Annotated in this window: 23 protein-coding genes and 1 pseudogene; 7 read left to right on the top strand and 17 right to left on the bottom strand. The window is 72.3% G+C overall.

Annotated features, from left to right (window positions below):
• Positions 1-67 precede the first annotated feature (67 nt).
• On the bottom strand, positions 68-1,066 hold the full coding sequence (locus tag ABGB14_RS09950; protein WP_347643292.1) for an AraC family transcriptional regulator: 999 nt from the start codon (positions 1,064-1,066) through the stop codon (positions 68-70).
• Positions 1,067-1,169: 103 nt separating this feature from the next.
• Here ABGB14_RS09950 and ABGB14_RS09945 point away from each other — a divergent pair, with 103 nt between their 5' ends.
• On the top strand, positions 1,170-2,855 hold the full coding sequence (locus tag ABGB14_RS09945; RefSeq protein WP_347643291.1) for a zinc-binding dehydrogenase: 1,686 nt from the start codon (positions 1,170-1,172) through the stop codon (positions 2,853-2,855).
• Here ABGB14_RS09945 and ABGB14_RS09940 read toward each other — a convergent pair.
• Genes ABGB14_RS09940 through ABGB14_RS09930 form a run of 3 tightly spaced genes read right to left on the bottom strand, consistent with a single transcriptional unit; the run spans position 2,842 to position 6,707 of the window.
• Complete coding sequence (locus ABGB14_RS09940; RefSeq protein WP_347643290.1) at positions 2,842-4,818, bottom strand: acetoacetate--CoA ligase; 1,977 nt, start codon at positions 4,816-4,818, stop codon at positions 2,842-2,844. The genes ABGB14_RS09945 and ABGB14_RS09940 overlap by 14 nt on opposite strands.
• Positions 4,819-4,876: 58 nt before the next feature.
• Entirely contained in the window at positions 4,877-5,734 is an 858-nt protein-coding gene (locus tag ABGB14_RS09935; protein ID WP_347643289.1) for a serine hydrolase, read from the bottom strand.
• Between the two features lie 43 nt (positions 5,735-5,777).
• Positions 5,778-6,707, bottom strand: coding sequence for a LysR family transcriptional regulator (locus ABGB14_RS09930; RefSeq protein ID WP_347643288.1), 930 nt, complete (start codon positions 6,705-6,707; stop codon positions 5,778-5,780).
• A gap of 171 nt (positions 6,708-6,878) precedes the next feature.
• On the opposite strand from ABGB14_RS09930, the gene ABGB14_RS09925 reads away from it, so the two are divergent.
• Positions 6,879-8,411 (top strand): penicillin-binding transpeptidase domain-containing protein, encoded by a 1,533-nt coding sequence (locus tag ABGB14_RS09925; protein WP_347643287.1) that lies wholly within the window; start codon positions 6,879-6,881, stop codon positions 8,409-8,411.
• A 30-nt stretch (positions 8,412-8,441) separates the two neighbouring features.
• On the opposite strand, the gene ABGB14_RS09920 is transcribed toward ABGB14_RS09925, so the two are convergent.
• The 7 genes and pseudogenes from ABGB14_RS09920 to ABGB14_RS09890 form a co-directional block, all read right to left on the bottom strand.
• Positions 8,442-9,149, bottom strand: a complete 708-nt coding sequence (locus ABGB14_RS09920; RefSeq protein ID WP_347643286.1) for a haloacid dehalogenase-like hydrolase — start codon at positions 9,147-9,149, stop codon at positions 8,442-8,444.
• Between the two features lie 129 nt (positions 9,150-9,278).
• Positions 9,279-9,905, bottom strand: a complete 627-nt coding sequence (locus tag ABGB14_RS09915) for an HAD hydrolase-like protein (protein WP_347643285.1) — start codon at positions 9,903-9,905, stop codon at positions 9,279-9,281.
• 547 nt (positions 9,906-10,452) lie between these two features.
• Positions 10,453-10,953 (bottom strand): hypothetical protein, encoded by a 501-nt coding sequence (locus ABGB14_RS09910; protein WP_347643284.1) that lies wholly within the window; start codon positions 10,951-10,953, stop codon positions 10,453-10,455.
• Positions 10,875-11,192, bottom strand: a pseudogene (locus tag ABGB14_RS09905) (zinc ribbon domain-containing protein); the annotation flags it as partial. The pseudogene ABGB14_RS09905 and the gene ABGB14_RS09910, both read right to left, overlap by 79 nt.
• A 33-nt stretch (positions 11,193-11,225) precedes the next feature.
• A complete protein-coding gene (locus ABGB14_RS09900; protein ID WP_347643283.1) occupies positions 11,226-11,873 on the bottom strand; it encodes an HAD family phosphatase in 648 nt (215 codons plus the stop codon).
• A gap of 54 nt (positions 11,874-11,927) precedes the next feature.
• Entirely contained in the window at positions 11,928-12,599 is a 672-nt protein-coding gene (locus ABGB14_RS09895; RefSeq protein WP_347643282.1) for a response regulator transcription factor, read from the bottom strand.
• Complete coding sequence (locus ABGB14_RS09890; protein WP_347643281.1) at positions 12,596-13,987, bottom strand: sensor histidine kinase; 1,392 nt, start codon at positions 13,985-13,987, stop codon at positions 12,596-12,598. Before ABGB14_RS09890 ends, ABGB14_RS09895 begins: the two co-directional genes overlap by 4 nt.
• Positions 13,988-14,122: 135 nt before the next feature.
• Between ABGB14_RS09890 and ABGB14_RS09885 the strand changes: the two genes are divergently transcribed.
• The 4 genes from ABGB14_RS09885 (at position 14,123) to atpB (ending at position 18,296) form a co-directional block, all read left to right on the top strand.
• The gene (locus ABGB14_RS09885) at positions 14,123-15,040 is read left to right on the top strand and encodes an ATP-binding cassette domain-containing protein (RefSeq protein ID WP_347643280.1); all 918 of its coding nucleotides are present in this window, start codon (positions 14,123-14,125) and stop codon (positions 15,038-15,040) included.
• Entirely contained in the window at positions 15,037-16,611 is a 1,575-nt protein-coding gene (locus ABGB14_RS09880) for an ABC transporter permease subunit (protein WP_347643279.1), read from the top strand. The genes ABGB14_RS09885 and ABGB14_RS09880 overlap by 4 nt, the downstream gene beginning before the upstream one ends.
• Positions 16,608-17,384: an ABC transporter permease gene (locus ABGB14_RS09875; protein ID WP_347643278.1), complete on the top strand. Its 777-nt coding sequence runs from the start codon at positions 16,608-16,610 to the stop codon at positions 17,382-17,384. The genes ABGB14_RS09880 and ABGB14_RS09875 overlap by 4 nt, the downstream gene beginning before the upstream one ends.
• Before the next feature lie 99 nt (positions 17,385-17,483).
• Complete coding sequence (gene atpB, locus ABGB14_RS09870) at positions 17,484-18,296, top strand: F0F1 ATP synthase subunit A (RefSeq protein WP_347643277.1); 813 nt, start codon at positions 17,484-17,486, stop codon at positions 18,294-18,296.
• Between the two features lie 46 nt (positions 18,297-18,342).
• Here the strand turns inward: atpB and nagZ are convergent, their stop codons facing one another.
• The 6 genes from nagZ to ABGB14_RS09840 all read right to left on the bottom strand — a co-directional run bounded on the left by nagZ (position 18,343) and on the right by ABGB14_RS09840 (position 23,523).
• The gene (gene nagZ, locus ABGB14_RS09865) at positions 18,343-19,644 is read right to left on the bottom strand and encodes a beta-N-acetylhexosaminidase (RefSeq protein WP_347643276.1); all 1,302 of its coding nucleotides are present in this window, start codon (positions 19,642-19,644) and stop codon (positions 18,343-18,345) included.
• Positions 19,645-19,705: 61 nt separating this feature from the next.
• Positions 19,706-21,373, bottom strand: coding sequence for a phosphoenolpyruvate--protein phosphotransferase (ptsP, locus tag ABGB14_RS09860; RefSeq protein ID WP_347643275.1), 1,668 nt, complete (start codon positions 21,371-21,373; stop codon positions 19,706-19,708).
• Positions 21,370-21,630: an HPr family phosphocarrier protein gene (locus ABGB14_RS09855; RefSeq protein ID WP_132596043.1), complete on the bottom strand. Its 261-nt coding sequence runs from the start codon at positions 21,628-21,630 to the stop codon at positions 21,370-21,372. The genes ptsP and ABGB14_RS09855 overlap by 4 nt, the downstream gene beginning before the upstream one ends.
• A gap of 113 nt (positions 21,631-21,743) precedes the next feature.
• Positions 21,744-22,190, bottom strand: a complete 447-nt coding sequence (locus tag ABGB14_RS09850; protein WP_347643274.1) for a PTS glucose transporter subunit IIA — start codon at positions 22,188-22,190, stop codon at positions 21,744-21,746.
• 10 nt (positions 22,191-22,200) lie between these two features.
• A complete protein-coding gene (locus ABGB14_RS09845) occupies positions 22,201-22,437 on the bottom strand; it encodes a PTS glucose/sucrose transporter subunit IIB (RefSeq protein ID WP_347643273.1) in 237 nt (78 codons plus the stop codon).
• Between the two features lie 51 nt (positions 22,438-22,488).
• The gene (locus ABGB14_RS09840) at positions 22,489-23,523 is read right to left on the bottom strand and encodes an SIS domain-containing protein (RefSeq protein ID WP_347643272.1); all 1,035 of its coding nucleotides are present in this window, start codon (positions 23,521-23,523) and stop codon (positions 22,489-22,491) included.
• Between the two features lie 124 nt (positions 23,524-23,647).
• On the opposite strand from ABGB14_RS09840, the gene ABGB14_RS09835 reads away from it, so the two are divergent.
• A complete protein-coding gene (locus tag ABGB14_RS09835; RefSeq protein WP_347643271.1) occupies positions 23,648-24,373 on the top strand; it encodes a GntR family transcriptional regulator in 726 nt (241 codons plus the stop codon).
• The last annotated feature ends 27 nt before the right edge of the window (positions 24,374-24,400 follow it).

Raw genomic sequence — 24,400 nt, 5'->3', positions numbered from 1 at the left:
CGGAATCTAGGCGCTGTGTCCAGCAAGCGTCAATGCCTTGCTCCAAGGTATGACGGCATTGTGATTGCTACGTTTTAATCACGTCGGGGACCTGGCGGAACACGGCCCGCCGCCGGCTTCGACCGGGCGGCGGCGCGAGCAGACCGGCCTCACGGCGATACCGGCCGGGCGACATGCCGTGCTCCCGCTTGAAGGCGTTGGCGAAGGCGTACTCCGAACCGTAGCCGACCTGGGCGGCGATCTCCCCCAGCACCGCGTCCGACTCCCGCATGAGCCGGGCGGCCATGGCCAGGCGCCACCAGGTCAGGTAGGTGAGCGGCGGCTGCCCCACCAGCGCCGTGAACCGCCTGGCGAAGGCCGACCTCGACAGGCCCGCCCGTTCGCCCATCTCCTGGACGGTCCACGGATGTGCCGGATCCCGGTGCACGGCGTCGAGCACGGCGCTGATCCCCGGATCGGCCAGGGCCGCCGCCCAGCCGCCGACCTGGCAGCGCCCCGGCTCCGCGGCGAAGCAGGCCCGCAGGATGTAGAGCAGGAGCATGTCCAGGAGCGACGTCACGATCGTGTCGGCGCCCCCGCCCGGCCGCCGGACCTCCGTGCTCAGCAGGCCGATCGCGGCGCTCAGCTCGGCGTCCAGGCCGAGCGCCCCCGGCAGGTGCACCAGGTCGGGCACGTCGGCCAGGATGGGATGGGCGCGGCTCGTGTCGAACCGGTAACCACCGCACAGCAGCACCGTCGCCGCGCCCGTGCCGCCGAACGAGTCCGCGGCGAACAGGCCGAGCTCATCCTGCAGCGGGTCGCACGCCGGCTCGGCCAGCGGGGTGGACGCCGAGTCGGCCATGGCGTAGCCGTGCCCGCGCGGGAAGAAGAGCACGTCACCCGCCGACAGCGCGACCGACTCGCCGTCCGGTGGGATCAGCCGGCCGGTCCCCTCCAGGACGACCTGGAACCCGGCCGAGCCGGGGACCGCCGGGAACCGCTGGCCCCAGGGTGCGTGCCACGCGACGCGGGCCGCCCGGGGGCGCCCTGTGCGCATGAGCGCGATCACGTCACTGAGCACGTCCATAACCCAGGAGTTTAAGACGATGACGTATGAAATACGCGCTAATGGCGCATTGGATGTCTCGATGGGCGCTCCTACGGTTGCTTTGCGACGAAAGGAGCGCTCTATGGGTGCGGTTCTGGTCACCGGGGCGACCGGCACGGTCGGCAGCCAGGTGGCGAAGCAGTTGCGGGCGGCAGGCGCCGAGGTCACGCCCCTGACGAGGACCCCTGCGGGGGGCCGTACGGGTGATCTCAAAAACCCCGGATCGTTGCCTCTCGACGGGGTGGAGTCGGTGTTCCTGGTGTGGCCGTTCGCGACGGCCGAGGGTGCGCGGGCGGTGGTCGACGTGCTCGCCGCGCGTGCCCGCCGCGTGGTCTACCTCTCCTCCGCCGCGGTCCGCGAGCACGAACGCGAGGTCGAGCGGCTGATCGAGGAGTCCGGGCTGGAGTGGACGTTCCTGCGCCCGCACGCCTTCGCGGCCAACGCGCTGCGGTGGGCCAGGCGGCTCAGGGCCGGAGTCGTGCGCGCGCCGTACGGCCGGGCCGCCATGGCTCCGGTGCACGAGCGGGACATCGCGGCGGTCGCCGTACGGACGCTGCTGGAGGACGGCCACCACGGCGCCGCCTACGTGCTGACCGGCCCTGAGCCGATCACCCAGGCCGGCCAGGTGGGCGTGCTCGCCGAGATCGCCGGATTCCCGGCGCGCTGGGAGGAGGTCCCGCCGCACCATGCCCGCGCGGAACTCCTGGCCGAGGGGTGGCCCCCGCTCGCGGCGGACGAGGCCCTCCAGGCTCAGGCCGCCCTGGTGACCGCCCCGCTCCCGGTCACGCGGACGGTCGAGGAGGTCACGCGGAGCGCCGCCCGCACGTTCCGCGAGTGGGCCGCGGAGCACGCTACGGCCTTCCGCACCGCCCCCGTACCGGCCGGCACCATGCGCGCCGCCCGGATCCACGAGTTCGGCGGCCCGTCTGTGATCCGGCACGACCGGATCCCGGTGCCGCGGCCCGGCCCGGGAGAGGTGCTGATCGAGGTGGCGGCCACGTCCTTCAACCCGGCCGAGATCGGCCTGCGCTCCGGCCTGCTGACCGAGATCTTCGGGACGAGCCTGCCGCGCACCCTCGGCTGGGACGTCTCCGGAACCGTGCTGGAAACCGGCGCGGACGTCACCGGCCTGGCCCCGGGCGACCGCGTGTTCGGCCAGGTGGACGGCGCCGCGGCCGAGTACGTGACCGCGCCCGCGAACATGCTGGCCAGAGCCCCGGAGAGCATCCCGCTCGCCCACGCGGCCACCATCCCGGTGGCCGGGCTCACCGCCTGGCAGGCGGTCCACGAGCACGCCCGCATCACCAGGGGACAGCGCGTGCTGGTCAACGGCGCGGGTGGCGGCGTCGGCATGTTCGCTGTCCAGCTCGCCCGTCTGGCGGGCGCGGTCGTGACGGCCACGGCGAGCCCGCGCAGCGCGGCGGCGGTCAAGGGGTACGGCGCCGACGAAGTGATCGACTACACCGCCACGCCGCTGCCCGACGGCATGGACGTGCTGCTGAACCTGGCCGCCGTCCCTCCGCGGGACGCCGCCGCGCTGGCCGGGCTCGGCCGAACGGTGGTCACGATCGCCACCCCGATCGAGGGCGGCACACACTTCGTGACCCGCAACGACCCCGGCCAGCTCGTTCAGCTGGCAGCCCTGGTGGACCGGGGAGATCTGGTCGCCGGCCCGTCCGAGTGCCACCCGCTGGCGGCGCTGGCGGAGATCCACCGCAGGGCGGAGTCGGGGCGGACCCGCGGGAAGATCGTCATCACGCCGGTCTGAAGTGCCGCAGGACCTCCGGGTTGGCCATGGCGTCGGGATTGGCCGCCTGCTCGACGGGCGCGCCCAGCAGGATCTTGCGTACGGGCACCTCGAGCTTCTTGCCCGACAGCGTGCGCGGGATGCCCGGCACGGCGTGGATCTCGTTGGGCACGTGGCGGGGCGACAACTCCTCGCGGAGGGCGTCGCAGAGGGCCCGCTGGAGCGGCTCGGTGAGCTCGGCCCCTTCGGCGAGCGTGACGTACAGCAGCAGCCGCCCCTCCTGGCCGAGCTGCCCGGTGTCGATCACGAGGCTGTCGGCGACCTCCTCGAACCGCTCGACGACCCGGTAGAACTCGCTGGTGCCCATGCGGACGCCGCCGCGGTTGAGCGTCGAGTCGGAGCGGCCGTAGATCACGCAGCTGCCGTCCTCGTTGATCTTGATCCAGTCGCCGTGCCGCCACACGCCGGGGTAGACGTCGAAGTAACTGCCGAAATAGCGCTCACCCGACGGGTCGTTCCAGAACTTCACCGGCATCGACGGCATCGGCCGGGTCACCACCAGCTCGCCCACCTCGCCGACGACCGGCTTGCCCGCGGGGTCGTACGACTCCACCTTCGCCCCCAGCGACCGGCACGGGATGATGCCGGCCCTGACCGGGTGGAGCACGGTGGCCCCGACGAAGCCCGTGCACACGTCGGTGCCGCCGGAGAACGACCCGAGCGGGATGCCGGGCAGCTCGGCGGCCAGCCACGCGAACCCCTCGGGCGGCAGCGGCGACCCGGTCGAGCCGACGCCGCGCAGCTTCTCCAGCCCTTCCGGATGGAGGCCCGCCTTCTGCGAGGCCATGATGTAGGGCGCCCCGACCCCGAAGTAGGTCACGTGCTCGGAGTCGGCGATCCGCCACAGCGCCGCCGCCGACGGATAGGTGGCCGAGCCGTCGTACAGCACCGGCGTGGCCCCCACCAGCAGGGCTCCGATGAGGTAGTTCCACATCATCCAGCCCGTGGTGGTGTACCAGAAGAACACCTCGCCCTCACCCATGTCCTGGTGGAAGGTGAGCGACTTGAGGTGCTCCAGCACGACGCCGCCGTGCCCGTGCACGATCGGCTTGGGCAGCCCGGTCGTGCCGCTGGAGTAGAGGATCCACAGCGGGTGGTCGAAGGGCACCCGCTCGAACTCCAGCGGGCCCTGCTCGGCGCGCAGCCCCTCCCAGCCGATCACCTCGCCGTGCGGCGGCTCCGCGGCGTGCGGGGAGGCAGGCTCGGCCTGCTGCGGCGCGTGGCCCTCCCCGGCCGCCGCCAGGTAGGGGATCCACACGGTCGCGCGCAGCGACGGCAGCGCGGCGGCGATCTCGTTGACGGCCGCGGAACGGTCGTAGCTCTTGCCGTTGTAGTGGTAGCCGTCGACCGCGATGAGGACCTTGGGCTCGATCTGGGTGAACCGGTCGACCACGCTCGGCACGCCGAAGTCGGGCGAGCCCGCCGACCAGATCGCGCCCAGCGAGGCGGTGGCCAGGAAGGCGATGAGGGCCTGCGGGATGTTGGGCACGTAGGCGGCCACCCGGTCGCCGCGCCCGACGCCGAGGCGGCGCAGCCCGGCCCGCACGCGGGCGACCTCTTCGCGCAGCTCGGCGTGGCTCATCTCCTGGCGGGCGCCGTCCTCCGAGACGAACACCAGGGCGGCGCCCTCAGTGCCGTCAGTGCTGCGCGGGCGCAGCGCGTTCTCGGCGTAGTTGAGGGTGCTGCCGCCGAACCACGTGACGCCGGGCATCGCGCCGGACAACACCGGCCCGTCGCCACGCTCGCCGATCACGTCGAAGTAGTCCCAGATCGACGTCCAGAACTGTTCGGGGTTGTCGACGGACCACCGCCACGCGTCCTCGTAGTCGGTGGGCCGCCCCAGCCACTCCAGGTAGCGGGTCAGCCTGGCCGATGCGACGACCTCTTCGCTCGGCTCCCAGACAAGCTCGCCCTCAGCAACCATGTGTCCCATCCTGTCGCTTGATCAACGGAAAGTCATACCCGGACTTCCCCACAAGTTGCTACTTCCTCAGGTGGTCCACCGCCATACGCGCGGCCGTGCCGATCACCGCGTCGGCGCGCGGCTGGTTCAGCGCGGTGCTGAAGGAGCGGGTGAACACGGCCACCGCGTAGCGCCTGCCGTCGGGATATTCGACGACGCCCGATTCGGTGCGCAATGTCGGGGCCGTGCCGGTCTTGCCGCTGACGGCCACGTCGTCGTACGGGAAGCCGGAGGCCAGCCGGTGCGGCCAGACCTGCTTGTTGAGCGCCGCGCGCATCCAGGCGCACGACTCGGCCGAGGCCGCCTCGTCCCGCCAGATCAGCCCGAACAGCTCCGCCATCTCGCGCGGGGTGCTCCGGTTGGTCCGCTCGGGGTCGAGCGCGCTCAGGCGGGCGATGTCGTCGGGGTCGACGAACGGCCACGGGTGGCCTGCGTCGTCACGCATGCTGTCGTTGAACTCCTGGCAGCTGTGCAGGACACGCGTGCCGCGCAGCCCCAGCGCCGCCAGCATCGTGTTGACCGCCTCGCGCCCGACCTCGGCCAGCAGCACGTCGGCGGAGCCGTTGTCGCTCACCGCGATCATCAGGTACGCCATGTCGCGCAGCGAGAGCGTCACCTCGTCCAGCATCGCCGAGATGCCCGTCGGCCCCGACGACCGGCCGGTCGCCGGCACGGTCATCCGGCCGGCGGGGTCGAGCAGCCCGGCGTCGGCCTGCCGGCAGAACTCCACCAGCAGCGGCACCTTGAACATCGACGCCGTGGGCAGCGGCACGTCGGCCCCGTGACCGATCTCCCGGCCCGAGTCGACGTCGACGGCGTGCAGCCAGCCGTTCACGCCGGCCGCCCTGAACAGGGCGTCGAAGTCGGGCGTGCTCACGTGCCCTCCTTCACCGGCCGCGCCAGCGGGTCGCGTCCGCGCCTCATGCCAGCATCCCCGGCCTGCGGCTGATCCGCCGTGCGGGTACGGCGCCCTCGTCCGTCATCCCCGCTCTCTCCTTCAATGTCCGTACGGCCACGGCGGAGAAGTCGCCGATCAGGTCGTTGCCGGACGCCGTCGCCATGCGCCAGGCCGTGGAGACCCGGGACATGATCGGCGAGCCTAGCAGCGGCCGCCAGGCCAGCCCCGAGAGCTCCGCCTTCGGCCCGAACGCCACCGCCGCCCCGGCCAGGACCAGCCCGAGCCCGGCGCCCTGGTGCACCTGCGCGGGGACGAAGCCGTGGCGCCGGCATTCCGACAGCACCTCGGCGTGCAGCCCCGGCTCGCCCTCCTTGGGTGGCATCACCAGCTCGCGTCCCGCCAGGTCGGCCAGGTGCACCTCGCCGACGGCGGTCAGCGGGTCGCCCTCGGCCAGCAGCACGCCCTGCGCCTGCACGAGGATCCGGCCGTACTCCAGGCCGGGCGCGGAGACCGGATGGCGGACCAGGCCGACGTCGATCGTGCCCTCCGCCAGCGCCGTCACCTGGTCGGCGGTCCAGATCTCGGCGGGCGCGAGGCGTACTTCCGGCTTGATCTCGCGGAAACCGGCGACGAGCGCGGCGATCGCGGCGGCGGCCAGGTCGGGCGGGACACCGACCTTCAGCACCGTGCCCTGGCCCTGCCTGGCCAGCTCGTGCAGCCGGTCCACCCTGGTCACGATCTCGCGGGCCTCGCCCAGCAGCAGCCGGCCGGCCTCGGTGAGCCTGACCTGGCGGGCCGAGCGGTCGAACAGCCGCACGCCGAGCTCCTCCTCCAGGCGCTTGATGCGCTGGCTGAGCGGCGGCTGCGCCATGCCGAGCCGGATCGCGGCGTTGCCGAAGTGGAGTTCCTCCGCGACCACGGTGAAGTAGCGAAGGTGTCGGACGAGGTCCATGAACAGCAACTATATCCAGATATATATCCATTGAGCGGTCATATCAGTATTGGACACCAACACTCCCGCTCTGGTGTCCTCTCCGTCATGGCACCACAAACGGGGACAAACTATGCCTACCTCCGGCCTGAACAACCGCCGCGGCGCCGGAGCCGGCGATGGCCGTGGATCGTGGCGGGACTGCTCGTCCCGGTCGTCGCGGCCGGCGGCGTCATCTGGGCGCTGCGTACGGAGGGCTCGCCGGAACGGACGGCCGACGAATATCTCGCGGCCTGGTCAGGCCAGGACTACGCGGCCATGCGGGAGCTGGTCGTCGACCCGCCCGCCGACTTCGAGCGCCGGCACCGGCGCTTCCTCACCGACCTCAAGGCGACAAGGGCCGGCTTCCACCGTCCCGAGCCGACAGGCGTCTTCGCCCGCTCGGCCGCCGACGGCGACGGCGTCGTCGGCTTCGTCGCCCAGGTGACCGGGAAACACGACTGGCGCTACAGCGGGGCGCTCAAGCTCGTCGAGAGCGGCCGTACCTGGAAAGTGGCCTGGACCCCCGCCGCCCTGCACCCCCTGCTGAAGCAGGGCCGCTCGCTGCGGGCGGTCACGGAGCAGGGCGACGGGCCTCCGGTCGTGGCCGCGGACGGCACCACCATCAGCACCCCGGACGCGCCCGGCTCCGTCCAGCAGCTCGTCGAAGGGATCAAGCAGACCTTTCCCGACCGCTTCCAGGCAGCGGAACGCACCAGAATCGACCTGTACGAAGGGGACAAAGTCCTCCAGACGGTCGTGGAACCCGCCGGGAAGCGGCCGCTGAGGACCACGATCGACCTGAAGGTGCACCGGGCGGGGGCCCGGGCGCTCGAAGGCGTGTCCAAGCCCCGCTCGCTGGTGGCGCTGCGGGCCTCGACCGGAGAGATCCTCGCGGCGATCAACGCGCCCGGCGGGTTCAACCGGGCCCTGCTCGGCAAATATCCGCCGGGCTCGACCTTCAAGGTCGTGACGGCCTCCGCCCTGGTCGCCGACGGGACCGAGCCGAGCGAGAAGGTCGCCTGCCCCGCCGAGCGGAACATCGGCGGCTTCCCGTTCCACAACGCGGGCTACGAGGACTTCGGCACGCTGCCGTTCCGTGACGCGTTCGCGCATTCGTGCAACACCACGTTCGGCGAGCTCGCCGTGGCCGAACTGAACGGCGGCCGGCTGGGCGAGGTCGCCGGGAGCTTCGGCTTCGGCCTCCCGATCACGCCCGGCGTGCCCGCCGTACGGGCGGAGTTCCCCGACCCGAAGGACGACACCGACCTCGCCTCCGCCGCCATCGGGCAGGGCAGGGTGCTGGCGAGCCCGCTGAACATGGCGTCCGTCGCCGCGGCCATCGCCTCCGGCGCGTACATCCCGCCCAGGCTCGTCAAGGACGAGCACATCCCCGACGCGCAACCGTCCCGGCCGCGCCCGCTGGAGCGAGAGGTGGTGGCGGCGCTGCGCAAGCTCATGCCCGCCGTCGTCACCGACGGCACCGCCCACGCCGTACGGTTCCCGGCCGGCACGGCGGGCAAGACCGGCACCGCGGAGTACGGCTCCGGCGAGGAACCGCCCGCGCACTCCTGGTTCATCGGCTACCAGGGTGACCTGGCGTTCGCGGTGGTCGTCGAGGGCGGCGGCGCGGGCAGCGCGGTGGCGGCTCCGATCGCGGCCCGCTTCCTCGACGCCCTGCCCTGACCGCCGAGCTACGGCCGGCCGGGAGGGAGGTCAGCCGGCCTTGCGGTCGAGAGGGGACGTGAGGCCGGCGACCGCGGCCACCACCTCCGAGGCGTTGGACAGGTCGGGCAGCACGATGTCGGCGCCCGCGTCGCTGAGCTCGGCCGCCGTCGACCGCCCGGAGGCGATCCCGATCATGGCCGCGCCGCCGATCTTGGCGGCCTGCACGTCACGCGTGGAGTCGCCGATCACCACGGTGTTGGCCGCGGTGAACGGCACTCCGAGACGCTGCTTGGCCCGCGACTGCGCGACCTGCAGCAGCGTCGCCTTGGGATAGACCTCCTCGCCGTAGCCGCCGAGCTCGAAGTCGATGTACTTGTCCAGCTTGAACGCCTTGAGCTTGTGCGCGGCATTGCTCTTGATCGTGCCGGTCAGCACCGTCTGGACCACGCCGTCGAGCTTGGACACCGACTTGAGCGCGTCTTTCGCCCCGGGCATCATCCGGCCTTGCTCGGCCAGCCGCCCGCGCCGGTCGGCGAACGCCATGGCCAGCGCCGCCAGGAACCTGGGCAGGTGGGCGTCCTCGGCCTGGACGCCGTTGACGGCCAGCGTCTCGAAGACGATCTCGGAGTCGGGGCGGCCCAGCGGGGGAACGAGCTTGACCAGCGGTCGCCCGGTCACGAGGCGGAACGCCTCGGCGTAGGCGTCCCTGGTCACGATGGCGACGTCGACCAGGGTCAGGTCGACGTTCCAGAGCACAAGGCGGTTGATGGCGGCCTCCTGAGGGGGGTGATCCCTGCCAAGGGTACGGCCGCCACCGGGCTCAGGGCCCGCGCCCGGGCGATTTTCGTATGCCCCGAGCATGCCTGAGCATGGCCCGAGCGCTGTCTAGGCGTGGTCAAGGGCGTCGGCCAGGGTGTCGACCACCGGCAGGCCGGTGCTTTCGAGCTCGGCCCTGGTCGTCATGCCGCCGGTGTAGAGGACCGCCCTGGCTCCCACGTGCTTGGCGGCGAGCCCGTCGTCCACGCTGTCGCCGATCACCAGGATGTCGCTGGGGTCGATGCCGAGCGTCGCGATGTGCGCGGTCATGTGGGCCGCCTTCTCGCCGCCGGTCAGCCCGAGCAGCCCGTCGATCCTGGTGAAGTGCCGGGTGATGCCGAACGAGTCGACCTTGGGCACCAGATGGGCGTGCGGCGCCATCGAGCAGAGCGACTGCGTGCCCGTCCAGCTGGAGAGCACGACCTCGGCGCCGGCGGCCAGCCGGCAGCTGTCGCACAACCGGTAGTAGTGCTCGTGGAACCCATCGTTGAGCAACTGCCACTCGCCCTCGGTCAGCGGGCGGCCGAGCAGGCGCTCATAGGCGAGCCAGACCGGGCGCGTGTAGACGGCGCGGAATCCGTCGGCGGTCATCGCAGGCAGGTCGTACGGCTTGAAGACTTCGTTGGTGGCTTCGACCACGGCGTCGAGATCGTGGAAGAGGGTGCCGTTCCAATCCCAAACAATGTGCTTTGTCATGTCATGACCAGCATAGTGGGCCGGCGTGACATTCCACGGAACGTGCGAAGGCCGCGGCCGGCCGGCCGCGGCCTTACGCCGGCGTGCCTCAGCCGCAGGCCTTGGCGGTCATGCCGGAGCCGTTCTGGCCGCCCCGGCCGCCGTTCCACCGCACGGTGGCGGTGCCCCAGGCGCACATGTTGTTCGCCCAGATCATGTCGCCCCAGTGGCGGCCCCCGTTGCCGGCCTTGTAGGAGAAGGTGTCGTAGCGTCCGTCCCTGGCGTAGACCTTGGTGACTCCTCCGCTCCCTGAAAAAAGCGGCTTCTCGCCTCGCTTACGCGGGAGACGACGGCCAAGCCCTGACCGATGCCCGAAAGCACAAGCACAATCCTATCCGCAGGAGGCGACGGTGTCCGAGGTTCCGCCCCTGAACGCCCGGGCCTTGGCGGCCCTCCCGCTCCCGATTCCCCCATCGCCTTAAGGCGACGGTCCCCTCAGGAGGCTCTGATGGTGCCGATGGTGCCGTTGGCACGGCTCTTGATCTTCGCGGTCTTCACCGCGCGGCCGTTACTCACCGAGAAGTTCGGGGATCTCCTGGGTCGCGTACCACATGAGCTCGTGGGCCTCCGCGCCGTCCACGGTGAACTTCGCGTCGTCGTCGCCCGCGTCGGAGGCTGGCAGCGCGGCGATCGCGGCCTCGATGTCGGCCACCGCGTCGTGGTCGTCGACGTGCACGGCGGCCACCTTGGCCAGCGGGACCGGCCCGGCGAGGCGCACCCTGCCCCGCTCCTCGAGACCGACGCCGGCGGACACCTCGCGGTCCGGCACCTCGGCCGCCACCACGACGCGCCTGGGCGCGGCCTTCCCGCCGGCGCCGGCCAGCATGCGCAGCGAGGCGCGGGCCGCCTCGGTGAGCGCGACGTATTCGAGCTCCTCGGTGTCGCCCGAGGCGTACCACTCGGTCAGCGCGGGGGTCACCGCGTAGCCGGTCAACGGGGCCGGACCCACCTCTCCCGCCTCGACCGCCGCGGCCAGGGCAGGGAGAGTGCACGGCAGATAGACGCGCATGACGTACCTTTCCACGCTTTCGCCAGGGCCCGGCCATCGGGAAACCCGAGCCACCAGACCGACACATTACTGGTGACTCCTCCGCTTCCTGAGGGAGCGGCTTCTCGCCAAGCCGCTTGCGCAGCCTGGCGAAGGGCAAGCCCTGCCCTCAAGATGTTGATCGCTGTGTTGACGTCGGCGTGCGCGGCATGCCCGCACGCCGTGCAGGCGAAGTCGGCTCGGGTGACGCGGTTCTCCTTCGCGCTGTGCCCGCCACGATGCCCGGCAGGCTGTCAGGCCCGGCGCAGCGTGAGGCGGAGGAGGGACTCGAGCTCCGTGATGGTCGACTCCGCGTCGCGGTGATGGATGCCGGCGATGCCGAGGGCGCGGGCGGCCAGGATGTTGGCCTCGATGTCGTCGATGAACACGCACTCCTCGCCGGGGAGCCCGATCTGGCCGAGGGCGTGGTGGAAGATGCGCGGCTCTGGCTTGCGCATGCCGACCTCGCCTGAGATCACGACCGCGTCGAAGAGGTCGTCCCAGCCGTCGCGGGCATACGTGTTCGCCCAGGAGTTGGAGAGCAAACACGTTTTAAGGCCATTTTTCCGCACGTCGCGGAGCACGTCGTACATTGCCTCGACCGGCTCGAACCCCGCGAACATCCGATCCAGCAGCCCCTCCGGCACCGGCGGCACCCCGTCGAGCGTGAGCAGCCGGGCCGCGAGATCGCGCTCGAAGGCGGGACCGTCGAGCTCGCCGCGTTCGAGCGCGTGGACCGTGCTCTCCCCCGCGCCGTCGCCGTAGGCGTGATCGACCATCTCGCGCATCACGACGTAGTAGTGGTCGGCGTCGATCCGGTCCTCGCGAATCCACCTGCCGATGGAGTCGGACAGGCTCGTCGTGAGCACCCCGCCCCAGTCGATCAGCACACCCGTGACCACGACCACCTCCAGGCTCGAACGTCGTTCCAGAATAGGGCGTCCCGCGGCCCGCGCTCACGCCCGGCCGCGCGGCACCACCAGCCCCGTCTCGTACGCGGCGACGACCGCCTGGGTCCTGTCACGCAGGCCGAGCTTGTTCAGCACGCGGCTGACGTGCGTCTTGACCGTCTCCTCCGTCACCAGCAGCCGCCCCGCGATCTCCGGATTGGACAACCCCTCCGCGACCAGTCTCAGCACCTGCGTCTCGCGCGGGGTGAGCCTGGCCAGCTCCGCCACGGGAGCCTCGCCCCTCGGGCCCTGCCGGGCGAACTCGCTGATCAGCCGCCGGGTGACCGCCGGAGCCAGCAGCGCCTCGCCCGCGGCGATGACGCGTACGGCGTCGAAGAGCCGCTCGGCGGTGACGTCCTTGAGCAGGAAGCCGCTGGCCCCCGCGCGCAGCGCGTCGTAGACGTACTCGTCGAGGTCGAACGTCGTCAGGATGAGCACCCGTGGCCCGCCGGGCCCCACGAGCAGCCGGGTGGCCTCGATGCCGCCCATGCCGGGCATGCGCACGTCCATGAGCACCACGTCGGGCGACCGCTCGCGGCACACCCGCACCGCCTCGGCGCCGTCGGCGGCGGTGCCGGCGACCTCGAAGTCCGGCTGGGTGTCGAGCAGCTCGGCGAACCCGGTGCGCACCACCAGATGATCGTCGGCGATGACGACACGGACCTTGGAGCCACTCATCCGCTCGGTCGTTCCTTTCCCGGGAGGCGTTCGTCACTGCGTGGGAGGCGGGCCTCGACGAGGAAACCCCCGCCCGGCGCGGGCCCCGTGTGCAGGTCGGCGCCGACGGCCGCGGCGCGCTCGCGCATGCCCGCCAGGCCGTGACCACCCTGCCCGTCACCCTGCTCATCACCCTGCTCATCACCCTGCTCATCACCGGGCTCATCACCGGGCTCAATACCGCGCGGTCCCGGCCCGTTGTCGCGGACGCGCAGCCGCACGACCTCGTCACCGTAGTCGAGCTCCACGTCCACGGCCGCGCCCGGGGCATGCCGCCGCACGTTCGTGAGAGCCTCCTGGATGATCCGGTACGCGGCCAGTTCCACCCCCGGGTCGAGCTCTGCCGGAGTGCCGCGCAGGACGAGCCTGGTGACCGTGCCCGACGCCTCGCGCGACGCGTCGAGCAGCTCGTTGAGCTCGTGCAGGCGCAGGCCCGGTTGAGGCCGCCAGGCCGGCTCCGCCTCCGCGTCCTCGCGCAGCACGCCGAGCAACCGCCGCATCTCGGTCAGCGCCGCCCTGGCGGTGTCGCCGATCGCCAGCAGCCTCTCCGCACCGGCATCGGGCATCCCGGGGACGGCGAGCCGGGCCGTTTCCGCCTGCACGGCGACCATGCAAATGTGGTGGGCGACCACGTCGTGCAGCTCGCGGGCGATACGGGCGCGCTCGCCCCTGGCTGCGTGCTCCAGCAGGCTCTCCGACATGACCTGCCGGGCCGCCGTGTCGGCCATCGCCCGGCGGCGGGCCCGCCGCGCGATCCCGGCCAGCGCGGCCGCCGGAGCCGTGCACGCCGCCAGCAGGGCGAGCATCCACGCCTGGCCGTCCGTACGACCCACCACCGCCAGCGCCACCGCCAGCAGCGCGAACGGCGCCGCGGCCAGCACGGCGGGGACCGGCGGCCCGTGGCGGCCGGACCGGTGGGCGGCGATCAGCTGCGTGACCGCGCCCGCCACGGTGAACGTGTCGAAGGCCGCGATCGACATCACCGCCGCCGCGCAGGCGACCAGGGCCCCCGCGAGCGGCTGCGCCCACAACAGCGGCAGCGGGAGCGTGGTGGCCAGCGCGAGCAGCGGCAGCACGATGACCTGGGCCGGATCCGGCACCCCCGGACCCGCCGGGTCCGTGGCCGGAGGGGCGCCGGCAGGGGGGCCCGCAGGCCCGTCCGGGGTGCCCGCGGGCACGCTCACCGTGTCGCCCATCACCGGCTGCGTCGACGAGAACGCCAGCGACTCGGCCACGGCGAGCAGTGCCGTCAGCACGCCGGTCGCCAGGGGCGCATACGGTGCCAACGCCGTGCACGCGGCCGGGATCCGGCGCACCCACGCCACCCGCCCGCCGCCCGCTCGCTTCACGCAAGCCATTGTCACCGTCGAGCGGCCCGCCGCCATCCCTCGTACGAGGGACGGGCCGTAGCGGGCGTCAGGGAGGTCGGAGATGGCTCCGTCGCGTGACGACCGGCACGGGGCCCGCTGCCTAGTCTGCCTGGCGTGGAAGCAACCATCGAAGTCTCCGGGCTGCGCAAGCGGTTCGGCGCGACCCAGGCTCTGGACGGGATGTCGTTCACCGTACGGCCGGGCCAGGTCACCGGTTTCGTCGGCCCCAACGGTGCGGGCAAGTCCACCACCATGCGGGTGGTGCTCGGCCTGGACACCGCCGACGAGGGCAGGGCGCTGGTCGGCGGGCGGCCGTACCGGAGCCTGCGCACCCCCTTGCTGCACGTCGGCGCGCTGCTCGACGCCGGTGCGCTGCAACCGAGCCGCACCGCGCGCGACCACCTGTTGTGGCTGGCCCGCTCCCAGGGGCTGGGCGCCGGCCGGGCCGACGCGCTGCTGGCGCGGGTCGGGCTGGCCGCCGCGGCGAGACGCCGCGCGGGCGGGTTCTCGCTGGGCATGCGCCAGCGGCTGGGGATCGCCGCGGCGCTGCTGGGCGATCCGCCGATGCTCATGCTGGACGAGCCGTTCAACGGCCTCGACCCCGAGGGCATCGTGTGGATCCGCGGGCTGCTGCGGTCGCTGGCCGCCGAAGGGCGGGCCGTGCTGGTGTCCAGCCACCTGATGAGCGAGCTGCAGGACACCGCCGGCCACCTCGTGGTGGCCGGCCGGGGCCGGGTGGTCGCGGACACCAGTGTGGCCGACCTGATCGCGGCCGCGTCCGGCGGCCAGGTCACGGTCCGCACGACGGCACGGGAGCCCGCGATGTCGGCGCTGGCCGGAGCGGGCGCCACGGTGACCGTCACCGGACGTGACACGCTCACCGTCGCAGGGCTGGCCGCCGAGCACGTCGTACGGCTGCTCGGCGACCGGTCCGTGCCGTTCTCCGAGGTGAGCGCCCACCGGGCGACGCTGGAGGAGGCGTACCTCGACCTGACCAGGGACGCGGTCGACCACCGGGGGGCCGCGCGATGACCGCCGTCACCCCCTACCGCTCGGACCTGCGAGCCGGGCGGGACGGGTTCTGGCAGCTCGTACGCGCCGAGTGGACCAAGTTCCGCACCGTTCGCGGGTGGGTGGCCGGCGTGGCGACCGGGGCGCTGCTCGTCGTGGGCCTCGGGTTGTCGTTCGCCGCGGGCAGCCACGCCTCCTGCAGCAAGGGGCCGGTGGAGGTGCCCTGTCCCGTCCCTCCGCTGGGCCCTGGCGGCCAGGCTGTGGAGGACCGGTTCTTCTTCGTCCACCAGCCGCTGGACGGCGACGGCGCCATCACCGCGCGCGTCACCTCCATGACCGGCCAGATCCGCAAGCCCGACGCCACCCCTGGCGTCAGGAACGTGGTCGAAGGTGTCGTGCCCTGGGCCAAGGCCGGCCTCATGATCAAGGAGAGCACGGAGCAGGGCGCCTCCTACGCGGCCGTGATGGTCACCGGCGGCCACGGCGTGCGCATGCAGCACGACTTCACCGAGGACGTCGCCGGCCGCCCCGGCGGCGTCTCGCCGCGGTCCCCGCGCTGGCTGCGGCTCACCCGGTTGGGTGACACGATCACCGGCGAGGAGTCACCCGACGGCAGGCGGTGGACCCGGGTCGGCACCGCCCGCCTGGAGGGGTTGCCGGCGCAGGTCCGCATCGGGCTGTTCGCCGCCTCCCCCGGTGACCTGACGATCTCGCCGAACGCCGCCGGCGGGTCCATCGCGGCGTCCCGCTTCGCGGAGGCCACCGCCGTCGCCGACCGGGTCAGCGTGCGCGGCGCCGGCACCGGCGGCACGTGGAAGAGCGACGACATCGGAGTCACGATGGACCTCGACGGCGTGACGCCCCATCACCCGGGCAGGCTGGAGCGCTCCGGCGGCACGTTCGCCGTCACCGGAGTCGGGGACGTCGCGCCCCTCACGGGCGGGAGCACCGTCGAGCGCACGCTGACCGGCGCGATGGCGGGGCTGATCGCGGTGATCGTCGTGGGGGTGCTGTTCGTGACCGCCGAGTACCGGCGGCGGCTGATCCACACCACGATGCTGGCCAGCCCGCGACGGGGCCGGGTGCTGGCGGCCAAGGCCGTGGTGGTCGGCTCGGTGACGTTCCTCGCCGGGCTGGCCGCCGCCGGCGTCACGCTGCCGGCCGGGCGGCGCATCCTGAGCGGCAACGGCGTCTTCACCCAGCCGGTCCCCCTGCTCACCGAGCTGCGCGTGATCGCTGGCGTCGCCGCGCTGCTGGCCGTGGCCGCCGTCCTCGGCCTGGCGCTCGGCGCGCTGTTCCGGCGCAGCGCGACGGCGGTCATCGTGGCCGTCGCGGCCACCCTCGTCCCGTACGTGCTCGCGATCCTGTCCTTCCTGCCGGAGAGCGTGTCGGAGTGGCTGCTGCGGATCACGCCCGCGGCCGGGTTCGCGATCCAGCAGAGCGTGCCCGAATATCCGCAGGTGATCGCCCACTACGCGCCGGTGGCCGGCTACTACCCGCTGGCGCCGTGGGCCGGCTTCGCCGTCCTGTGCGGCTACACCGCCGCCGCCCTCGCCGTGGCCGCGTACCGGCTGCGCGGGAGCGACGTATGAGACACGCCGTGTACGCGGAGTGGACGAAGCTGCGCACCGCGCCGGGGCCCGGGTGGCTGCTGGCCGGGACGGCGGTGCTGACGGTGGCGCTGAGCGCCGTGGCGGCCTCCTCCGTGACGTGCGCGTCGGCGGGCTGCGGGCACGACGCCGCCAGGATCGGCCTGCAGGGCGTCCAGCTCGGCCAGGCGACGGTGGCGCTGCTGGCCGTGCTGATGGTGTGCGGCGAGTACGGCACGGGCATGATCCGCACCAGCCTCGTCGCGATGCCGCGCCGCACCACCGTCCTGGCCGCCAAGGCCACCGTGCTCACCGGCCTGACGCTGGCCGCGGGGACCGCCGGCGTGCTGGGGTCGGTGCTGGCCGGGCGGCTGCTGCTCCCCGGCAGCGGGTTCACCCCGGCCCACGGCTACCCGCCGTTGTCGCCGGCCGACGGCCCGACGCTGCGCGCCGCCGCCGGGTCCGTGCTCTATCTGGCGCTGATCGCCCTGCTCAGCCTGGGCCTCGCCACCGCCGTACGAGACTCCGCCGCGGCCACGGGCAGCGTGCTGGGCCTGCTCTACCTGTTCCCGCTCGCCGTACGGATGGTCGCCGACGAGGGGACGCAGCGGTTGCTCTGGCAGCTGTCGCCGGCCAGCGCCGGGCTCGCGGTCCAGGCCACCACCGACGCCGCCGGCCTGCCGCTCGGCCCGTGGGCGGGGCTGGGCGTGCTCGCCGCGTGGGCGGCGGCCGCGCTGCTGGCCGGCGGGCTGCTGCTGGGCCGGCGCGACGCCTGACCGCGGTTTCGGGACCGAACGGAACCACCCATAAATGCCCGTATTTTCGATCGCTAGGGTGATTTTCCAGCGTTAGGACGCTACCCGGAAAGGACCGCCGTGCGGACGACGATCCTGATCACCTCCAGCAGCCCGAATCCCTCCCCCGGCCAGTGGCAGGCCCCCGGACTCGAACTCTTCGAGTTCGCGCCGATCCTCCCCGGCGGGCCGCACTGGTTCACCAAGCCGGTGCTGATCGCCCTGCTCAGCTCGGCCATCGTCATCGCCCTGTGCTGGGCCGCGTTCGCCCGGCCGAGAGTCGTGCCACGCGGGCGCCAGAACCTCGGCGAGTACGTCTACATGTTCGTACGGGAGCAGATCGCCAAGCCCAACCTCGGCCAGGACTCCGACCGGTGGATGGGCCTGCTCCTCACGATCTTCCTGACCGTGCTCGTCTGGAACCTGATGGGCATCGTCCCGTTCGTTCAGTTCCCCGTCTCCGCGCACATCGCCTTCCCCCTGGTGCTGGCGCTCACCGTCTACGGGATCAAGCTCTACCTCGGCGTCAGGCACCACGGCCTGCGCGGCTACCTGAGGGGCATCGTGCACCTGGAGGGCCTGCCCGGCTGGGCGTACGGGCTCTACACCCCGATGATCCTGGCAGAGGTGTTCATCACGTCGCTGTTCACGCATTTCGTGCGGTTGTTCGCGAACATGTTCGCCGGCCACATCATCGTCGCCTTCTTCAGCTCGGTGGGCTTCTGGTTCCTGTTCGAGCGGCTCACGCCGCTGGGCGCGGGCATCGGCGTCGTCGGCGTGCTGGTGACGATCGTGATGACCGCGTTCGAGATGTTCATCCAGTTTCTGCAGGCATTCCTGTTCGCCATCCTGGCCGCGATGTTCATCGCCAGCGGGCTACGCGGCTCGCACTAGCTCCAGCGACGGGGTCATCGGGCGCTCACCGATCGGGGGCCGGGCGTCAGCCGCCGGAGACCCGGGCGGCCAGCTTGCGGTGCTCGGCGGAGCGCAGCACGCGGGCCGCCTCCTCGGCGGAGGCGACGGGGGCCTCGGCCAGCAGGCCCTTCGACTGCTTGAGCGTGAGCAGCCTGGTGACCGACTGGTCGAGCCGCTGCTCGGAGATGCGGCCCGACTTCACCGCCGCCAGCACCGCCCGGTGGGCCTCGGGCAGGTCGTTGGGCATGAGCAGCAGGTCGGCGCCGGCCAGCACGGCACGGACCGCCACCTCGCCGTCGTCGTACTTCGTGCGCGCCCCGCCCATGTTGAGCGCGTCGGTGGAGATCACGCCCTTGAAGCCCAGCTTCTCCCGCAGCAGGCCGGTGAGGATGGGCTTGGACAGCGTCGCCGGGTCCCCCGACGGGTCGAGCTTGGGGAAGACGATGTGGGCGCTCATCACGGCGTCCACGCCCGCGGCGATCGCGGCCTTGAACGGCGGCGCGTCGATCCGCTCCCACTCGGCCCTGGTGTGCTTGATCACGGGCAGCCCGCTGTGGCTGTCGACGGTCGTGTCGCCGTGGCCGGGGAAGTGTTTGGCCGTGGCGGCGACCTTCGCGTCGTCGAAGCCCTTGACCGCCGCCGAGACCATCTTGGCCACCTTCTTCGGGTCGTCACCGAAGGCCCGCCTGCCGATCACGGGGTTTCCCGGGTTGACGTTGACGTCGGCGACGGGCGCGAAGTCGAGGTTGACGCCGAGCGCCCGCAACTCCCGGCCGGTGGCCGCGGCCACGGCCCGCGACAGCGACGGGTCCTTCTTCGCGCCGATCTCGCCCGCGCCGGGGAAGTCGGTCATGAGCGCGGACATCCGCGACACCGGGCCGTTCTCCTGGTCGGTGGCCACCAGGAGGGGAACGCCCTTGGCCGCGCGCTGCATGCCGTTGGTGAGATCGACGACCTGGCGGGAGCTCCTGACGTTCTGCGGGAAGAGGATCACGCCCCCGAGGTGGTATTTCCTGATCACCTTGGCCGGGGTCTGGGCGCCGTAGCGGGCGTGGTTCTCCCCTGACACCGAGGAGGCGGAGGTGCCGTAGAGGACGGGCATGAACAGCTGGCCCACCTTCTCCGCGACGCTCATCCCGGCCAGCGCGCTCTTGACGGGATCGGGCTTGTCCGGCGTCTGGGGCGGGCGCTGGGGGGTGGACCGCGTGGGCGGCGCCGCCTTACTCCCCGGCGGTGTCGTGCCCGCCGAACCGCCGCCACCGGCGCACGCGGCGAGCGCGATCGTCAGGATGCCTGCCGTTGCGATGCGTCGAGGGGAGTGAGGCATGCCTCCTAAGGTATCCGTGCGACGACCCGGCCTGGCCGCACGCCCGCGGCCCGTCCTCCCGTCAGAGCCCCAGCCTGGCGAGTTCGGGAAGGTGCACGCGGGCCGCCGCACGCGCGGCGCCCGCCGTCGTCTGCTCCCGCGCCGCCTCGGCCGCGAACGTGCACTGCTGCAGGGTGTGCGCGGCCAGCCCGGCGCGTACGGCGGGCAGCGCCCCGGCCCCCATCGACAACGTCGTCGCCCCCAGGCCGACGAGCACGCACGCCAGCGCCGGGTCGGCGGCCGACTCCCCGCAGATCCCGCACGGCTTGCCCACGTCGTGGGCGGCGTGCGCGGCCATGGCGACCAGGTCGAGCAGCGCGGGCTGCCACGGGTCCTGCAGCGCGCTCACGGCGCCGAGCTGGCGGTCGGCGGCGTAGGCGTACTGGGACAGGTCGTTGGTCCCGACCGAGACGAAGTCCACGGGGGCGAGCAGATCCTTGGCCCGCAGCGCGGCGGACGGGACCTCGATCATCACGCCCACCCCGCGCAGCCCCTTGGCCCGGCACCGCTGCGCGAACCAGTGGCTCTCCTCGGCCGTGGCCACCATGGGCGCCATCACCATGAGGTCGTCGGTCGCGACCTCGGCCAGCGCGCCGAGCTGTGCCTCCAGCACCTCGGGGTACTTGCGGAACGCGCGCAGGCCCCGCTCGCCCAGCGCCGGGTTCGGCTCTGTGGTGGAGGGCAGGAACGCCAGCGGTTTGTCCGCGCCGCTGTCGAGCGTCCTGACGACGACCTTGCCGCCGGGGAACGCCTCCAGCGCCGCCTGGTAGGCGCGCCGCTGCTCCTCGGCGGACGGCGCCTCGGCGCGGTCGAGGAAGAGGAACTCGGTCCGGTAGAGGCCGATGCCCTCGGCCCCCGCCTCCCGGGCGGCGGCCAGGTCGGCCGGGCTGCCGATGTTCGCGAAAAGCGGAACGAGGTGGCCGTCGGCGGTCCGGCCGGGGCCCTCCGCCTCGGACACCGCGGCCTGCCTGGCCGTCGCGGCGCCGACGGCCTCGGCCACGTCGGACTCGGCCGGCTCCAGGCGCACCTCGCCCGAGCCGCCGTCGGCCATCACCCGCACGCCCTGCCGGATGGTGGTCGCGCCCGGGCAGGCCACGACGGCGGGCACGCCCATCGCCCTGGCGATGATCGCGGTGTGGCTGGTGGGGCCGCCCTCCTCGGTGACGAAAGCGGCGACGTCGCCCCTGGACAGCAGCGCGGTGTCGGCGGGCGCGAGGTCCCGGGCGACCAGCACGTACGGCTCCGCCGGCGCGGCGGGCAGCCCTGGCATCGCGTGCCCGTAGAGGAGCGCGACGACGCGGTCCCTGATGTCGTTGAGGTCGGCGGCCCGCTCGCCCAGGTATCCGCCGGAGCCGGCAAGCACGTCCCGATATTTCGTGAAAGCTTCGTAGACCGCTCTCGGCGCGGCCAGCCCGCGGTCGATCAGGGAGCGCACCTTCACGACCAGGCCGGGGTCCTCGGCCATCAGCGCCTGAGCTTTGAGGATCTCCTCCGCCTCGCCGCCCGCCTGGTTGCCGCGGGCCTCCAGCTCGCCCGCGACCCGGGTGAGCGCGGCCATCGCGCGCTCCTTCTCCTGCTCCGCCTCACCGGTGTAGGTGGCGCCCTCGGGGGGTTCGGGCACGGAGGCGGTCAGTACGTACGCGGGGCCGTGCCCGATGCCCGGGCTGACCCCCACCCCCCGCAGATTCATGGCTTACCGGCGATCTCTGCCAGTTCGTCGAGCACCTCTTCCGAGCCCTCGCCCTCCGCGGAGATCACGACGGTCTCGCCCTGGCGGACGTCGAGCCCCATGATCGCGAGAATGCTCTTGCCGTTGACGGGGTCGCCGCCGTGGGCCTTCGCCACCGCGATGTCCATCGGAGCCTGTTTGGCCCGCTGCACGAACGTCGCCGCGGGACGGGCGTGCAGCCCCACCTCCGCCGCTACGGTGACCTTGCGCTCACCCATCTGCTTCTTCCTCCTTCTGCGCTGGTCCGGACCAGCCGGACCCGGGTTCGTACGGCGCCTGCCGATCGGGGTCGGATCGGCGGCATGCCTATTGTGACGCCTTGGCAGCGGGTCTATTCCCATATGAACAGCTCGTCTCCTGCCTGCACCCTGCCCCGTGCGACCCCGGTCACCGCATCGGAGAGCGCGTCCAACGCGACCACCGGGCAGACCGGCGAGCGTCCGCCCGCCTCGACGGCCGACGGGTCCCACGCCACCACCGCCTGGCCGGCGCGCACCCTGTCGCCCTCGGTCGCCAGCAGCCGGAACCCCTCGCCCTTGAGCTGGACCGTGTCGATGCCCAGGTGCACCAGCACGCCTCTGCCGTCGTCCCCCACGATGACGTACGCATGCGGATGCAGTTTCATGATTTTTCCCGCTATGGGAGCAACGGCCTTGCCCGGCCCTCTGAGCGGATCGATCGCCGTTCCCGGCCCCACCATGCCCGCGGAGAACACCGGATCGGGCACCGCGGCCAACCCCACGGCCGCCCCCTCGACCGGGGCGAGAACAGTCGTCATGACCTCGCCCTCAGCCGATGATGTCCTCGATGTCGCTGGCGATCGTGTCCGCCTCCGGCCCGACGACGACCTGGACCACGTTGCCCGCGGCCATCACGCCGTGCGCGCCCGCCGCCCTGAGCGCCGCCTGGTCGACCATGGACGCGTCGCGCACCTCCGTACGCAACCGGGTGATGCAGGGCTCTATCTCGATGATGTTGCCGGCACCGCCGAGCGCCGCGATGATCGCGTTGACGTCAGCCGCCATCCGGTCCTCCCTTGCGCTAACACTCCGACCAGGCTAGACGACGCTTTGTGATCAGTCCGTCTGAGTGACCTTGTTGAGGCCGCGCGGCGCGTCGGGGTCGACGCCGAGCCTGCGGGCGAGCGCCTCGGTGAGCAGCTGCCCCGGCACGATCAGGCCCATGGGCGCGACCCACTCGGGCAGGTCGGGACCGTTGAGCGCGGCCGTGCCCGCCCGCGCGAGCGCCTCGCCGCCCCCGATCGTGTACGCCGCCGCCCCCGCGGCCACCACCCGCTCGGCCAGGGCGACCGTACCGGGCAGGGTGGGGCTGTTCTCGGAGGCGACCAGCAGCGCGGGGGTGTCGGCGTCGACCACGGCGATGGGCCCGTGCAGCAGGTCGGCGTACGACAGCCCCATGGCGTGCAGGTAGCAGGCCTCCTTGAGCTTCAGCGCGGTCTCCAGAGCCGTGGAGAACGCCAGCCCGCGACCCGACACCACGACGCCCGGCTTGTCCAGCAGCCCTTCGACGAGAGCGTCGAGGTCGCCAGGTGCCGCGATGAGCTTCTCCACGGCCTCGGGCACCCGCCGCAGCTCCGCCACGTCCACGTCGGCGCCGAGACCCAGCGCGAGCACGGCCAGCGCGGCGAGCTGGGTGGTGTAGGTCTTGGTCGCCGGCACGGCCTCCTCCTCGCCGGCCACCGTGCAGAGGGCCACGTCGGCGGCCTGGGCCAGCGGGCTGTCCGCGCCGCCGTTGGTGACGCCGACCGTCCTCGCCCCGCAGTCCTTCGCCCACGCCAGCGTCTCGACGATCTCCTCCGTACGCCCTGACTGCGAGATGGCCACGGCCAGCACGCCGTCAAGGTCGAGCCGGCGCTTGTACGTCGTCGCGATCGACGGCGCGGCCAGCGCCGACAGGCGGCCCGCGTGCGACTCGACGAGGTAGCGCCCGTACACCGCCGCGTTGTCAGAGGTGCCGCGCGCGATGAACAGCAGTTGCTTCGCGTGCTCGCCCACCGCGCGCACTTCGTCGACCCTCGGGAGCAGGGCGTCCAGCGTGGCCTGCAGCGCGGCCGGCTGCTGGGCGATCTCGCGGCGCATCTTCGTCGTCATCTCGGGCTCATCCCTCAAATCCGTGGGGCTTAGACTTGACCGTCTTTTACGACATGTGGTCTAGTCCGGACTAGACCAGTACGAACCATAACTCATTGCCCTGGTCGGTTCGAGAGGAGGATCCGTGGCGCACATCGATCCGGACAGCCCGGTGCCCAAATACTTCCAGCTTCGCGAGATCCTGCTGGACCTCATCGACAGTGACGAGCTCAGCATCGGCGCCGCCATCCCCTCCGAGCGCGAGCTCTGCCAGCGTTTCGGCCTGTCCAGAATGACCGTACGGCAGGCGGTCGACCACCTCGTCTCCGAGGGGCGCCTGCACCGCGTCCCCGGCAAGGGCACGTTCGTGGCCCGGCCCAAGATCGAGCTGGCGCTGCAGCTGACCTCGTTCACCGACGACATGAGGGCCCGCGGCATGATCCCCGGCTCGCGCGACCTCGACAGGAGGATCGTGCGCGCCAGCGCCCACCTGGCCAAGGAGCTGGGCATCCAGCCGGGCGAGGAGGTGCACTTCATCGAGCGCCTGCGCACGGCCGACGGGGAGCCGCTGTCCATCGAGCGGGCGCACATCCCGGTCAAGCTCGCCCCCGGTCTAGCCGACCACGACTTGTCCGACAAATCACTGTATGAGCTGCTGGAGAGCCGCTACGGTCTCGTCATGGACGCCGGCGAGCTCACCATCGACGGCGGCATCGCCGACCCGAGCGACGCCGACCTGCTGAAACTGCCGCGCGGCGGGGCCGTGCTGCTGCTCCAGCGCAGGTCGTTCGCCGGTGGCGTCTGCGCGGAGCTGGGCGTGTCCACCTACCGCGCCGACCGCTACCAGCTGCGCACCATACTCGAGCCCTGAGGGTCGGCCCCCACCCCCGGAGGAACG

The organism is Nonomuraea sp. B10E15 (genome assembly GCF_039871615.1).
Classification (GTDB): Bacteria; Actinomycetota; Actinomycetes; order Streptosporangiales; family Streptosporangiaceae; genus Nonomuraea.
Note: the sequence above shows the minus strand (reverse complement) of the source record. Positions and strands in the feature narration are given on the sequence as shown.